The 12,549-nt window shown below is 69.7% G+C and carries 13 protein-coding genes; 6 read left to right on the top strand and 7 right to left on the bottom strand.

All coding sequences use genetic code 11. The features are described 5' to 3' along the window. Nucleotides 1-583 precede the first annotated feature (583 nt). Complete coding sequence (locus VD964_RS07940; protein ID WP_324867313.1) at nt 584-2,143, top strand: alpha/beta fold hydrolase; 1,560 nt, start codon at nt 584-586, stop codon at nt 2,141-2,143. Nucleotides 2,144-2,275: 132 nt separating this feature from the next. Here VD964_RS07940 and VD964_RS07935 read toward each other — a convergent pair whose 3' ends face one another. Next, complete coding sequence (locus VD964_RS07935; RefSeq protein WP_324867311.1) at nt 2,276-3,808, bottom strand: YifB family Mg chelatase-like AAA ATPase; 1,533 nt, start codon at nt 3,806-3,808, stop codon at nt 2,276-2,278. 222 nt (nt 3,809-4,030) lie between these two features. Between VD964_RS07935 and VD964_RS07930 the strand changes: the two genes are divergently transcribed. From VD964_RS07930 to VD964_RS07915, 4 genes are all read left to right on the top strand, one after another. Next, nucleotides 4,031-4,777, top strand: coding sequence for a creatininase family protein (locus VD964_RS07930; protein WP_324867309.1), 747 nt, complete (start codon nt 4,031-4,033; stop codon nt 4,775-4,777). Between the two features lie 151 nt (nt 4,778-4,928). Next, nucleotides 4,929-5,969 (top strand): heat-inducible transcriptional repressor HrcA, encoded by a 1,041-nt coding sequence (hrcA, locus tag VD964_RS07925; RefSeq protein ID WP_149223681.1) that lies wholly within the window; start codon nt 4,929-4,931, stop codon nt 5,967-5,969. Nucleotides 5,970-6,026: 57 nt separating this feature from the next. Beyond that, complete coding sequence (gene grpE / locus VD964_RS07920) at nt 6,027-6,650, top strand: nucleotide exchange factor GrpE (protein WP_324867307.1); 624 nt, start codon at nt 6,027-6,029, stop codon at nt 6,648-6,650. Nucleotides 6,651-6,808: 158 nt separating this feature from the next. Next, entirely contained in the window at nt 6,809-7,186 is a 378-nt protein-coding gene (locus VD964_RS07915; RefSeq protein WP_324867305.1) for a response regulator, read from the top strand. Between the two features lie 129 nt (nt 7,187-7,315). Here the strand turns inward: VD964_RS07915 and VD964_RS07910 are convergent, their stop codons facing one another. The 6 genes from VD964_RS07910 to VD964_RS07885 form a co-directional block, all read right to left on the bottom strand. Then, nucleotides 7,316-8,233, bottom strand: coding sequence for a DUF1848 domain-containing protein (locus VD964_RS07910; protein WP_324867303.1), 918 nt, complete (start codon nt 8,231-8,233; stop codon nt 7,316-7,318). A 65-nt stretch (nt 8,234-8,298) separates the two neighbouring features. Then, entirely contained in the window at nt 8,299-8,856 is a 558-nt protein-coding gene (locus tag VD964_RS07905; RefSeq protein ID WP_149223685.1) for a NifU family protein, read from the bottom strand. Nucleotides 8,857-9,037: 181 nt separating this feature from the next. Further along, the gene (locus tag VD964_RS07900) at nt 9,038-9,526 is read right to left on the bottom strand and encodes a universal stress protein (protein WP_063635690.1); all 489 of its coding nucleotides are present in this window, start codon (nt 9,524-9,526) and stop codon (nt 9,038-9,040) included. Nucleotides 9,527-9,544: 18 nt separating this feature from the next. Then, complete coding sequence (locus VD964_RS07895; protein WP_324867300.1) at nt 9,545-10,327, bottom strand: TIGR02186 family protein; 783 nt, start codon at nt 10,325-10,327, stop codon at nt 9,545-9,547. After that, on the bottom strand, nt 10,327-11,244 hold the full coding sequence (locus VD964_RS07890) for a sulfite exporter TauE/SafE family protein (protein WP_324867298.1): 918 nt from the start codon (nt 11,242-11,244) through the stop codon (nt 10,327-10,329). Before VD964_RS07890 ends, VD964_RS07895 begins: the two co-directional genes overlap by 1 nt. A gap of 107 nt (nt 11,245-11,351) precedes the next feature. Beyond that, nucleotides 11,352-11,882, bottom strand: a complete 531-nt coding sequence (locus tag VD964_RS07885; protein ID WP_324867296.1) for a hypothetical protein — start codon at nt 11,880-11,882, stop codon at nt 11,352-11,354. A 141-nt stretch (nt 11,883-12,023) separates the two neighbouring features. Here VD964_RS07885 and VD964_RS07880 point away from each other — a divergent pair, with 141 nt between their 5' ends. Next, the gene (locus VD964_RS07880) at nt 12,024-12,503 is read left to right on the top strand and encodes a hypothetical protein (protein WP_324867294.1); all 480 of its coding nucleotides are present in this window, start codon (nt 12,024-12,026) and stop codon (nt 12,501-12,503) included. The last annotated feature ends 46 nt before the right edge of the window (nt 12,504-12,549 follow it).

Here is a 12,549-nt window from a genome sequence, read left to right as displayed (position 1 = left end):
CATCGATACTCTCCAGGGGTTGAGTGATGCCGGCGTGAGAGGCCGGCGGATCCGGTATCGCCGCTCAGCGATACGGTTGCAAGGTCAAAAATGTCCGCGCGTCCGATAGGTTCCGATCGCGGATATGAAAAGGCGGAAGACGGCACGCGAGTGGAGGCTCTTCGCCGTCCCCGGCCTCTCCGTCCGCCAGTCCGATGTCGCGCCGCAGGTGGTCGCACAATCGGCCCGGTCCGGAGGATGCCCCGGAATCGAGCCAGCGGCTCCGCAACGCCGTCCATAAGGTCGGCATGATCTGCTCCTTTGCCCGAAAGGCCCCGACCGTCGGGGCTTCTGGAAGCGAAATAGTTCCGCAGTCGGATGTGTTCCGTCAACCTGCCCGTCGGCGGATCGGCGTGTCCATTCGGGAGCGGCGTGACCATTGCCGCACGCCTGTGGCAAATCGGCACCGCTCGCGCACGGTTTCTCCAACGGGCAGGATGGCGGCGGGCGCCTATGGACAAGCAGGGGGCTGGTCGGTCAAACAAAGCCGTCGGCGGTACTCCGTCCATCGGCTCCCTATCCATCGGTTCCGGATCGTCCATTCGTGTTGATCGCCCTCCACCCCGTATGGCCGACAGCGGTGCGCTCCGCCCTGACGCGGCGGGCGGTCCCGGCGGTGGTGGCGACGGCGGTGGCCATGGCCGTCGCGACGATGGCGGCGCTGTGGACCGGTCCGGCGGCAGCGGAGGCGCGCTTCACCCCAGGTCCCTGCTGGTTCACCGTGCCGGAGGGCGAGGCGGCCTTGTGCGGAACGGTGGCGGTTCCGGAACGGCGCGACCGCCCCAACAGCCGCAGCCTGCGCCTGCCGGTCGCCGTCCTGCTGAGCACCGCCCGCCAGCCAGCCCCCGACCCCGTGCTGTTCCTGGAAGGCGGTCCCGGTGCGTCCCCCTTCGGCGGCAGCGAGGCGACGGAAGAGCGGATGGAGGTGTGGTGGGAGCTGTCGGCCCCCTTCCGCCGCGCCCGCAACCTGATCCTGTTCGATCCGCGCGGCGTCGGCCGGGCGGAGCCGGACACCGACTGTCCCGAACTGGACGGCGTCGCCCCCACCCGCGGCACCCGGCCGCTGACGCGCGAACAGCGGGCGGCTTTGGAACGGGCGGCGGTCAGCGCCTGCGCCGCCCGGCTGACGGCGGCCGGGTTGGACGGCACCCAGTTCTCCACCCCCGTCGCGGCGGAGGATGCGCTCGACATCGCCACCGCGCTGGGCGCCCAGCGGATCAACCTGTTCGCAGTGTCCTACGGCACGCGGGTGGGTCTGGAGATCCTGCGGCGGCAGGGCGGCCGTGTCCGCACCGCGGTGTTCGATAGCGTCTACCCACCCGACATCAACGCGCAGGAGGAGGCCGGCTGGTTGGCGCAGCGGGCCTATCGCCGGCTGTTCGACGATTGCGCCGCCAACCGCGGCTGCCGGTCGGCCTTCCCCGATCTGGAAAAGCGCTTCCTCGACCTGGTGGAGCGGCTGGAGCGCAACCCGGTCGACATCATCGTCGGCGACCACGAGACGCGCCGCGCCTTGCGGATGACCGGCGGGATGGCGATCGCCGCCGGGCTCGAAGCGCTGGCGATCAGCGAGGCGGTCCCCCTCGTGCCGACCATCATCGACCGCGCCGCCCGCGGCCAGTATGCGACCCTCGCGGAATGGGCGCCGGCCAACTGGCTGGGCGACCCGGAAATCGCCGACGGGCTGGTCTTCTCCACCGAGTGCCGGGAGTCGGTCAACAGCGCCGAGCCGCTGAAGCGCGCCGACAATGCCCGCCGCTATGCGCCTTACGGCCTCGTCGCCACCGACGATCCCGGCCAGCGCGTCTGCCGCCTGTGGCCCGCCGGCCACCAGGAAGCGGCCGAACGGCTGCCGGTCGCCAGCCCGGTTCCGGTCCTGCTGCTGTCCGGCGCCTACGACCCGGTCACCCCGCCGGAATGGGGCGACCGCGCCGCCGCCACCCTGCCCAAGAGCCGCCATCTGGTCTTCCGTGCCGCCAGCCACATCGTGACCTCCAGCGAGGACTGCGCCATGGCCGCCGCGGTGACCTTCGTCGAGCAGGAGTCGGTGCCGGCGACCGTCTGTCCGGGAGCGGCCAAGCCGCCGGTGTTCGAGCGGCCGTGATTGAGGGGTGGGGGGAGTGCCGGCTGCGGTTGCCCCCACCCTTCCCAGGCTTACGCCTGGGCCCCTTCCCTCCCCCGCGAGAGCGGGGGAGGATAGGTGGGGGTCTAACGTCTCCGAGAATTCTCCGTCCCCTCACCGCCCCGGCGCGATCCGCCGGTAGCTCAGAGCCTCCGCAATGTGGCGGCGCCTGACCCCCTCCACACCGTCGAGATCGGCCAGCGTCCGCCCCACCCGCATCACCCGGTGGTAGCCGCGGGCCGACAGCTTCAGCCGCTCCGCCGCTTCGGTCAGCAGGGCGCGGCCGGAAGCGTCGGGGGAGGCCACCTTCTCCAACAGTTCGCCGTCGGCCTCGGCGTTCGTCCGCACCGCCCGGCCGGCCGGGTAAGGACCGAAACCGCCATAGCGTTCCGCCTGGATGGCGCGGGCGACGGCCACGCGGGCGGCGATGTCGGCACTGCCCTCCGCCGGGGGCGGCAGGCTGAGGTCGGCGGGGCTGACCGCCGGCACATCGATGTGCAGGTCGATGCGGTCGAACAGGGGGCCGCTGATTTTCGACTGATACTCCATGGCGCATTTCGGCGCGCGGGCGCAGGCGAGCGAGGCGTCGTCGAGATGGCCGCAGCGGCAGGGGTTCATCGCCGCCACCAGCTGCACGCGCGCCGGATAGGTCACATGGTGGTTGGCGCGGCTGACCACCGCCTTGCCAGTCTCCAGCGGTTGACGCAACGCCTCCAGCAGCGGGCGCGGGAACTCGGGCAACTCGTCGAGGAACAGAACACCCTGGTGCGCCAGGGAAATCTCCCCCGGCTTGGCCCGCGTGCCGCCGCCGACCAGCGCCGGCAGGCTGGCCGACTGGTGCGGGGCACGGTAGGGGCGCTGGCGCAGCAACCGTCCCTCCTCCAGCAGCCCGCCGACGCTGTGGATCATCGACACCTCCAGCGCCTCCGCCGGGTCGAGCGGCGGCAGCAGGCCGGGCAGGCGGGCGGCCAGCATCGATTTGCCGGAGCCGGGCGGACCGATCATCAGCAGATTGTGCGAGCCGGCGGCGGCGACCTCCAGCGCGCGCTTGGCGGTCTCGTTCCCCTTCACGTCGCGCAGGTCGGGCGGCGGCGCGTCCTGTTCCTGCAGCCGCGGCTTGGGCGGGGTCAGCACCTGGGTGCCCTTGAAGTGGTTGATCAGCGCCAGCAGGTTGGCCGGCGCCAGCACGTCCAGGTCGGGACCGGCCCAAGCCGCCTCGCCACCGCAAGCCGCCGGGCAGATCAGACCGCGGTCGTTGGCCAGCGCGTCGATGGCGGCGGGCAGCACGCCGGCCACCGAGGTCAGGGCGCCGTCCAGCGCCAACTCGCCCAGCGCCACATAGCGGGCGATCTCCGCATCCGGCAGCACCCCCATCACCGTCAGCAGGCCGAGCGCGATCGGCAGGTCGAAATGGCTGCCCTCCTTCAGCACGTCGGCGGGAGCGAGGTTGACGGTAATGCGCTTGGCCGGCAGCGCCAGGCCCAACGCGTGGAGCGCCGCGCGCACCCGTTCCCGGCTTTCGCCCACCGCCTTGTCGGGCAGGCCGACGACGGTGAAGGCGACGATCCCCCCGGACATCTGGACCTGGACGTCGATCCCCAGCACCTCGATGCCCTGGAACGCCACCGTGTTGACGCGCGCAACCACCACTTCACCCCGGAAGAGACGCCCGCTCGGGCAGAATGCACGCGATTGTAGTCACCGCAACATCATTGCGCCAGCGCGGGATGAGTGCGTGCGGTCGCTCCGGCCCCGGCATGCCCGCCCGGCGCAGGGAGCGGTTGTCGCAGCCGACGCGCCGCCTAACATGAGGGAAACCGCATTCCCGGCCGCATTCCCGGCACGCATCGTCGAAAAGGAACCGCCACCGTGCAGCTTCACCTGAGCACCTGGGCCGAGGTCGAGGCCTACCTGAAGACCTCCAAGGGCATCATCATGCCGATCGGCTCGACCGAGCAGCACGGGCCGAACGGGCTGGTCGGCACCGACGCCATCTGCGCCGAAGTCATCGCGAAAGGGGTCGGCGACGCCACCGGCGCGCTGGTCGGCCCGACCATCCCGGTCGGCATGGCCGTCCACCACATGGAATTCCCCGGCTCGATGACGCTGAAGCCGTCGACGCTGATCGCGGTGCTGCGCGACTATGTCGGCTCGCTGGCCGAACACGGGTTCGAGCGCTTCTTCTTCGTCAACGGCCATGGCGGCAACATCGCCACGTTGCGCGCCGCCTTCTACGAGATCTATGCGGAGAACCGGGCGTTGCGCGGCCGCGACGCGCCGGATCTGCGCTGCACCCTGGTGAACTGGTGGGAGAACGGCGAGGTCGGCCGGCTGTCGCGCGAGCTGTACCAGGGCAAGGAAGGCTCGCACGCCACCCCCAGCGAGGTGTCGCTGACCCAATACGCCTATCCCGATTCGATCAAGACCGCGGCGATGGAGCCGGAACAGGCTCCGGCCGGCGGTTTCCACGACGCCCGCGACTTCCGCCGCCGCTACCCGGACGGCCGCATCGGCTCCGCCCCCGGCCTTGCCCGCCCCGAACACGGCCAGCGCCTCTACGAGGCGGCGGTCGGCGCCATCGGCGCCCAGTATCGCGCCTTCCTGGCGGAGCAGTAAGGACGTCCCATGGTCGCAGGTGAGCGGGGCATCTTCGCCCCGCACGTTGATTCGGCGATTGGACCTGCCTAAATTCGGACCGGTCGACGGGATTCCCGATCCGCGTCGGCCGAGTGCGAAACGACGGCCCAGAAAAGACCGCCAGACGTCCATGATCAACGAGCTGAACCAGCGATCGCGCGAAGTCTTCCGACTGATCGTCGACGCCTATGTGGCGTCCGGCGAACCGGTCGGTTCGCGCACCATTTCGCGGCGGCTTGGCATGGCCTTGTCGCCCGCGACCATCCGCAACGTGATGGCCGACCTGGAGGAGCAGGGGCTGCTCTATGCCCCGCACACCTCCGCCGGCCGCATCCCGACCGACGCCGGCCTGCGCATGTTCGTCGACGGCCTGCTGGAGATCGGGTCGCTGACCGAGGACGAGCGCGCCTCGATCGAAGCGAAATGCTCCGCCTCCGGCCGCGCCTTCGCCGACGTGCTGGGGGAGGCGTCGACCATGCTGTCCGGCCTGTCGCATTGCGCCGGGCTGGTGGTGGCGCCCAAGACCGACCGGCCGCTGAAGCACATCGAATTCGTGTCGCTCGGCCCCGGCCGCGCCCTCGTCGTTCTGGTGAACGAGGATGGGCTGGTCGAGAACCGGGTGATCGAAGTGCCGATGGGGGTCCCCACCTCGACCCTGCAGACGGTGTCGAACTTCCTCAGCGCCAAGCTCGCCGGCCGCACGCTGGACGAGGCCCGGCAGGAGGTTCTGCAGGAGATCGAACAGCAGAAGACCCAGCTGGACGAGCTGTCGCGCAAGGTGGTCGCCGCCGGGCTGGCCACCTGGGCCGGCAGCGGCGGGTCGAATGCCGGCCAGCTGATCGTCCGCGGCCAGTCCCGCCTGCTGGAGGACGTCACCGCCCTGTCCGACCTGGAGCGCGTGCGCGCCCTGTTCGAGGCGCTGGAGACCAAGGAGACGATGCTGCGCATGCTTGACGCCACCGGCCGCGGCGACGGCGTGCAGATCTTCATCGGGGCGGAGAACGTGCTGTTCAACCACTCCGGCTGTTCGATGATCATTTCCCCGTTCCAGAACAGCCGCGAGCAGGTGATCGGCGCCATCGGGGTCATCGGCCCGACCCGCATCAACTACGCCCGCATCATTCCGCTGGTGGATTACACCGCCAAGGTGGTCAGCCGGCTGATCGGCTGACCACCTCCACCTCGCCTCACTCCCCGCCATACTGACCAAGCAAGAATTGAGAAAACCATGAGCGAAGAGCAGAACAAGCCCGCCGACGCCACCGTGGAGCCGACCGAGGCCACCGCCGAGACCGCCAACACGGGAGCCGCCAACGGTGCCCCCAACGGTGCCGATGCCGGTTCGCCTGAGGACCGCGTCGCCAAGCTGGAGGCGGAGGTCGCCAGCCTGAAGGACCAGCTTCTGCGCGCCATGGCGGAGACGGAGAACACCCGCCGCCGTGCCCAGCGCGACCGTGAGGACGCCACCAAGTTCGCCGTGTCCAGCTTCGCCAAGGAACTGGTGTCGGTCGCCGACAACCTGCGCCGTGCGCTGGACGCCGTCCCGGCCGAGGGCCGCGAGCAGGACGACATGCTGAAGGGCCTCGCCGTCGGCGTCGAGGCGACCGAGCGCCAGCTGTTCGCCGCCTTCGACCGCGCCGGCATCAAGAAGCTGGATCCGGCCGGCGAGCCGTTCGACCCGAACTTCCATCAGGTGATGTTCGAGATCGAGAACACCGGCAAGGCCGCCGGCACCGTCGTCCAGGTGCTGCAGCCCGGCTACACCATCCATGGCCGCCTGCTGCGCGAGGCGATGGTCGGCGTCGCCAAGGGCGGCGACGCCGGCGGGCAACACGTCGATACGAAGGCGTAAGCATACAGTCTCCGCAAAGCTCCCGGTTCAGCGGCGATGCCGCCGGGCCGGGGGCTTTGCGTTGTTCGGAATAGGGGACGGCAGCGGTTGACGGTCACCGGGAAATTGCCTAGACCTTTCCCTTATTCCTTTCGGCCGAGCAACCGGAGCCGCGTTCCATGCCCCCCTCTGCGCCCAAGAGCGTTCTGACCGTCGACGATTCCAAGACCATCCGCGACATGGTGGGGTTCACGCTGAAAGGCGCCGGCTATGAGGTGGCGGAGGCGTCGGACGGCACTGCCGGCCTCGCCCTGGTCAACCAGCGCAAGTTCGACTGCATCATCACCGACCTGAACATGCCGGGCCTGGACGGGCTGGCCCTGACCCGCGCGATCCGCGCCTCGGCCCTCAACCGCGCCACCCCGATCCTGCTGCTGACCACCGAAGCCGATCCCGCCAAGAAGACCGCCGGCCGCGAAGCCGGCGCCACCGGCTGGCTGGTGAAGCCGTTCAATCCGGAAAAGCTGGTGGAGACGGTGCGGAAGGTCTGTCCGTAAGCCGTCTCTCTCCGGGATTTCCCCCTCTCCCCCCGGGGAGAGGGTCGGGGTGAGGGGGATGCATAGGGTGGGGATTACGTGAGGAGCGGAAACTGCGCGATCTTTGAAAATCCTCGCCGCGCATCCCCCTCACCCTAACCCTCTCCCCAGGGGGGAGAGGGGATCTTTAGGTGCTAATCGCCGAGCCACCAGAAACTCCCCCGCTGGGTCATGCGCAGCGAAGCGCTGCTGTGCCTTGCCACGGTCGGCGACGGCGTAGCAGTAGACGCAACCATGCGGACAGCTGTCGTAATCGCCGATGTCGCGGCTCTCCGCGCACAGGCAGCCGGGCCGGTTGCCCTTCTCCCTTGCCGCGACCGGATACCCCGCCACGTCCGACAGCCGAACCGCATCGACGCAACGGGCCGGCGCCGTGCCGGGCGTGTCCGCCAGCTCCGGCTGGGTGCAGAGCGTCAGCGCCATCCCCTCCCCCGCCGCGATGCCGGCCAAATCCGTCAGCAGCTCGCGCTTCTCCACCCCTTCCGGATCGCGCCAGCCGATGCCGACGGCGGCGAGGTTGCGGGCGGTCTTGCGGTAGGGCTGCAGGAAGGACACCACCACCTCGTCGGTCGCCCCGCGCAGCGAGCGCGCGATGGCGGCGAAGGTCTCGCGATGCCAGTCCGGCGGCGTGGCCTCGGTCAGCGCGATGGGATCGTAGCGCCAGACCGCCGCGCGCGGTCCCCAGCGCTCGCGCACCCGTGCCATATGGCCGACTGCCGTCTCCCAATCGGGAACCGAACGCTCCAGCGCGGTCGGCAGGCCGGTGACGCTGTACTGCACGACGAAGGGAAAGCCCCGCTCCGCCACGCTGTCGAGCGCGCCGAGAAACGGCCCCAGATTCTTGGTCCAGAAGATGAAGCCATCGACCGCCGGCCGGGTCAGGTCGATGCGGTAGGTCTGGCCGCCATAGGGATTGACCATCCGGCAAAAGCCGGCATCCAGGCGGTTCAGGAACCAGCGCCCGTAAAAGGCGGGAATGTCGGTCTTGTAGCTGGCGGAGATGATCATGCAGCCAGCATGGGAACGCCGGCCCGCCGCATCAAGGGCGGGCCGGAATCATCCACAAGCCGGCCTTACTGAACGGCGCGGACTTCGACCACTTCGGGGATGTAGTGGCGCAGCATGTTCTCGATGCCGTGCTTCAGCGTGGCGGTGGAGCTGGGGCAGCCGGAGCAGGCCCCCTTCATCGCCAGATAGACCACGCCCTTCTCGAAGCCCTGGAAGGTGATGTCGCCGCCGTCCTGGGCGACCGACGGGCGGACGCGGGTGTCCAGCAACTCCTTGATCTGCTCGACGATCTCCTCGTCGTCGGCGTTCGACGCCGCGGCATGGCCGTCGCCGCCATCCTCCAGCAGGACCGGGCGGTCGGCGGTGAAATGCTCCATGATGACGCCGAGGATCGACGGCTTCAGCAGGAACCAGTCGCGCGCGTCGGTCTTGGTGATGGTGATGAAGTCGGCGCCCAGGAACACGCCGACGATGCCCTCGATCTCGAACAGGCGTTGGGCGAGCGGCGAACGGGCGGCATCCTCGCGGCTGGTGAAGTCGGCGGTGCCGCGTCCGAGCACGTCACGCCCCGGCAGGAACTTGAGAGTCGCCGGGTTGGGCGTCTGCTCGGTCTGAATGAACATGGTCTGGTCCTCCATCGGCGGCGGAATGGAACCGCCGGCGCGCCCGGGATTGGGCCGCGGCACGATTGGGGGAAATTTGGGCCGAAACGCCGGGCGGATCAAGGACCCGGACTGTGTGGGTATTGGGCATCCGGCATGCGCCCCTATCCTTACTTACATGCTCCTGCTTCACGTGCCCCGGTCAGGTGATCGCGTCCAGCGCCTCGTTGCTGAGGCCGCCGGGGACGATGGTCAGCGGGATGCGCAGGCGCCCGAGCCCGCGGCCGGTGTAGTAGGAGATCAGCGGGCCGGGGCCTTCCGGGTCGGTGCCCGCGGCCAGGACGAGGATGGAGATGCTGGGCTCCTCCGCGATCAGGGACAGCACCTCCTCCAGCCGGTTGCCCTCGCGGACATAGAGCGCCGGCAGGGTGCCGGTCAGCTGGTTGACCTCGCGCGCCAGCTTCTGCAGCTTCTGCTCCGCCTCGGCGCGCTGTTCCTCGCGGATCAGGTTCTCCACCGCCAGCCAGTGCTGCATCTCGCCCTGTTCCAGCACGGTCAGCAGCGCCACCTTGCCGCCCGACTTGCGGGCGCGCAGGCAGGCATAGCGCAAGGCCACCTTCAGTTCGGGACTGTCGTCGACCACCACCAGGAAGATGCGCACGGGCGTGGGAGTCTGCGTCGCGTCGGTCATCTCGATATCCCTCTCGGCTTAGACCCGGCGGAATGCGGCGCCGGCCGCCCAGCCGGCCGCGATGGCGCCGATGACGGCGGCCACCCCGTAGGTGACCGGGCGGTTGCGGGCGAAGTCCGACACTTCGGCGCTGAACCCGATCTTGGACACCACCAGCGGCGTGGTCTGGGCGCTGACCACGTCGCCGTCACGAATCAGCAGGGCTTCGACATTGTACAGCCCGGTCGGGACATTGGCCGGAAAATAGATGTTGGTGCGGAACAGCCGCTCGCCCAGGAAGGCGACCTGCCCCATGGAGATGGCGTACAGCCCCTGGCGCTGCTTGTTGCGGATCAGCGCGCTGCGGTAGGCGGCAAGCTGTTCCGGCGGCAGGGTGGCGTCCGCCGGCAGCTGCAGCTGCGGCAGGCCCAGCTGGTGGCGCTCCAGCACCGGGCGGCCGACCAGCTGGTCGAGCGGGCGGCTGACCGCCACCGTGTAGAAGCTGGGCACCTGGTCGAAGCGCAGGCTGTCGGTGTTCATCCACATGCCGGCCACGCGCTCCTTCCGGCGGACGGTGGCGGGCGCCCGCGGGCCGGTGACGACGATGGCGACGTCGCCCGCCCCGTCGGTGGTGCCGAACAGCACGACCTCCGTTCCGGTGAAGCCGGTGGTGATGGCGATCAGGTGGCTGGACAGGTCGGCGACCAGCTGCTGCGCCCACACCGTTGCCGCAACCGTGCCGCCCAGCAGCAGCCCGGCCAGCGCCGCCACCCCCTGCACCAGCCGACGTTTGGTTGGACGGAGTTTGGCAAGGAGACCCATCACCGCACCCCCATGGTCAGGGTGAACAGGTCGTCGGGGCGCGAGAACAGGTCGAAGGCCAGCTTCAGCGCCACCGCCACCACGATCGTCGCCAGCGCCAGCCGGGCGTTCTCGCCGCGCAGGCGGCTGCCGGCCTTGGTGCCGAACTGCGCGCCGACCACGCCGCCGATCAGCAGCAGAAGCGCCAGCATGGCGTCCACCGTCTGGTTGGTGGCGGCCTGCAGCAGGGTCGCCGCCGCGGTGGTGAAGATGATCTGGAACAGCGAGGTGCCGGCGACCAGACCGGCGGGCATGTTCAGCAGATAGATCATCGCCGGCACCAGGAGGAAGCCGCCGCCGATGCCCATGATCGCCACCAGCATGCCGCCGACCGCCCCGATCCCCGCCGGCAGCAGGGCGGAGATGTAGAGCTTGGAGCGCTGGAACCGCATCTTGAACGGCAGGCCGTGCAGCCAGATGTGGCGGTGCAGCTTGCCGCGCCTGGCCGTGGGCGCGCGGCGGCGCAGGATGGCGCGGCTGCTTTCCACCAGCATCATCCCGCCGATGGTGCCCAGGAAGAAGACGTAGGACAGGGTGATGGCGATGTCGATCTGGCCCAGCCGCTGCAGGATGCCGAAGATCCACACCCCCACCGCGGTGCCGACCACGCCGCCGCCCAGCATCACGACGCCCAGCTTCACATCGACATTGCCGCGCCGCCAGTGGGCGAGCACGCCCGACACGCTGGCGGCCACCAGCTGGTTGGCCTGGGTGCCGACGGCGATGGCGGGGGGAACGCCGATGAAGATCAGCAGCGGCGTCATCAGGAATCCGCCGCCCACCCCGAACATGCCCGACAGGAAGCCCACCAGCCAGCCCATGCCGAGCACCAGCAGCGCGTTGACCGACATCTCGGCAATCGGCAGGTAGACTTGCATGGGTGGACGTGTCTGTCGGCAGCGGCGGGAGCGGCAGCTTACCCGAGCCGGCGCGGTGGCGGAAGACCGCAGCGCCGGCCTTCGGGGCTAGACCTCAGGACACGACCTCAGGACACCGCGGCGTGGAAGAAGACCTGATAGCCCCCCTTGTGCGGGAAGACATGCTCCGCCTCGCGCCGGGCGGACTGCATGTCCAGCGCATGCACCACGATCCGGTTGCCATAGCGCCAGGCCGGGTTCACCGGCTTCCCGGCGGCGCGGGCGGCGGCCGCGACGGTGGTGTCGTACTGCACCTCCGCCCGGAAACCGCGCCGGTTGGCGGCGGGAGTGCCGAGGACATGCAGGAAAACCGGCGGCTCCTTGTCCAGCGTGTCGATCTGGCGCTGGAGATGGTTGACCCGCTGTTCGGCGGCGGACAGGCGGCCCTTCGCCTCCTCCAGCCGGCAGGTCAGGTCGGCCAGCGCCTCCGTCTCCGCGCGCTGGCGTTCCTTCAGCGGCAGGACCGAACGCCGCATCCGCTCCAGCCCGGCCGCCCGTTCCCAGCCGCGGCGGAAGCCGATCCAGCTCAGGTGGCACAGCACAGCCAGCGCCGCCACCAGCGGGACCACCGAGTCGAGGATCGTCCGCACCGCCTCCATCACCGCACCATCCCCTTGCCTTCATGCTTGCCCTTGGCACGTCCATTGCTGAACCGCCGACAAGCACGCAGCAAGGAGCGTGCCGGAGGGACGGATGGGCAAACGGTTGCGTGCGGACGGCACGACACGGGGGACGGGGCGATGACGTCGGACGCGCCGCTGCTTCTTGTCCTGGAGATGGTGATCCTGCTGGCCTGCCTCAGCTGGATCACCGTGTCGATCATCCGGATCGGCCACCGGATCGCCGCCGTCCAGCGCCGCAAGTCGCAGCTGCGCCAGGGACGGACCGAACTGACGCAGACCACCGAGGCGCTGCGCCGCGACATGCGCCGCAACGAGGCCGAACTGCGCCAGACAGAAGAGGCGATCGCCGTGCGCGCCGCCCAGGCGGCGGAACTGCAAAGCCGGCTGAACGACCTTCGCCGCCACGGCCCCAGGGAATACACGCTGCTGAACGAACGGTTCGGCGACAAGGACCGGCTGTGGCTGCTCACCGTCCCGCGGCCGGACCGTCCGGAACGCTGGGCGGTGGCCGCCCCCGACAGCGGGACGGCGATGGCGCTGCTGTGCGCCAGGATCACCGTGCCGGAACGGCCGGTGGTGGACGACCAACTGAATTAGCGCAAAAAACGGAACCGGCCGCAGTTGCAGAATGCAACGCGGCCGG

The organism is Azospirillum sp., from assembly GCF_035628975.1.
Lineage (GTDB): Bacteria > Pseudomonadota > Alphaproteobacteria > Azospirillales > Azospirillaceae > Azospirillum.
The sequence above is the reverse complement of the archived record's forward strand: the minus strand, read 5'-3'. Positions and strand labels throughout refer to the sequence as shown.

What these genes read in the sequence shown, in the direction of transcription:
- hrcA (WP_149223681.1), top strand. Translation starts at nt 4,929, where the DNA reads ATGATCAACGAGCTGAACCAGCGATCGCGCGAAGTCTTCCGACTGATC.
- grpE (WP_324867307.1), top strand. Translation starts at nt 6,027, where the DNA reads ATGAGCGAAGAGCAGAACAAGCCCGCCGACGCCACCGTGGAGCCGACC.
- VD964_RS07915 (WP_324867305.1), top strand. Translation starts at nt 6,809, where the DNA reads ATGCCCCCCTCTGCGCCCAAGAGCGTTCTGACCGTCGACGATTCCAAG.
- VD964_RS07910 (WP_324867303.1), bottom strand. Translation starts at nt 8,233, where the DNA reads ATGATCATCTCCGCCAGCTACAAGACCGACATTCCCGCCTTTTACGGG.
- VD964_RS07905 (WP_149223685.1), bottom strand. Translation starts at nt 8,856, where the DNA reads ATGTTCATTCAGACCGAGCAGACGCCCAACCCGGCGACTCTCAAGTTC.
- VD964_RS07900 (WP_063635690.1), bottom strand. Translation starts at nt 9,526, where the DNA reads ATGACCGACGCGACGCAGACTCCCACGCCCGTGCGCATCTTCCTGGTG.
- VD964_RS07895 (WP_324867300.1), bottom strand. Translation starts at nt 10,327, where the DNA reads ATGGGTCTCCTTGCCAAACTCCGTCCAACCAAACGTCGGCTGGTGCAG.
- VD964_RS07890 (WP_324867298.1), bottom strand. Translation starts at nt 11,244, where the DNA reads ATGCAAGTCTACCTGCCGATTGCCGAGATGTCGGTCAACGCGCTGCTG.
- VD964_RS07885 (WP_324867296.1), bottom strand. Translation starts at nt 11,882, where the DNA reads ATGGAGGCGGTGCGGACGATCCTCGACTCGGTGGTCCCGCTGGTGGCG.
- VD964_RS07880 (WP_324867294.1), top strand. Translation starts at nt 12,024, where the DNA reads ATGACGTCGGACGCGCCGCTGCTTCTTGTCCTGGAGATGGTGATCCTG.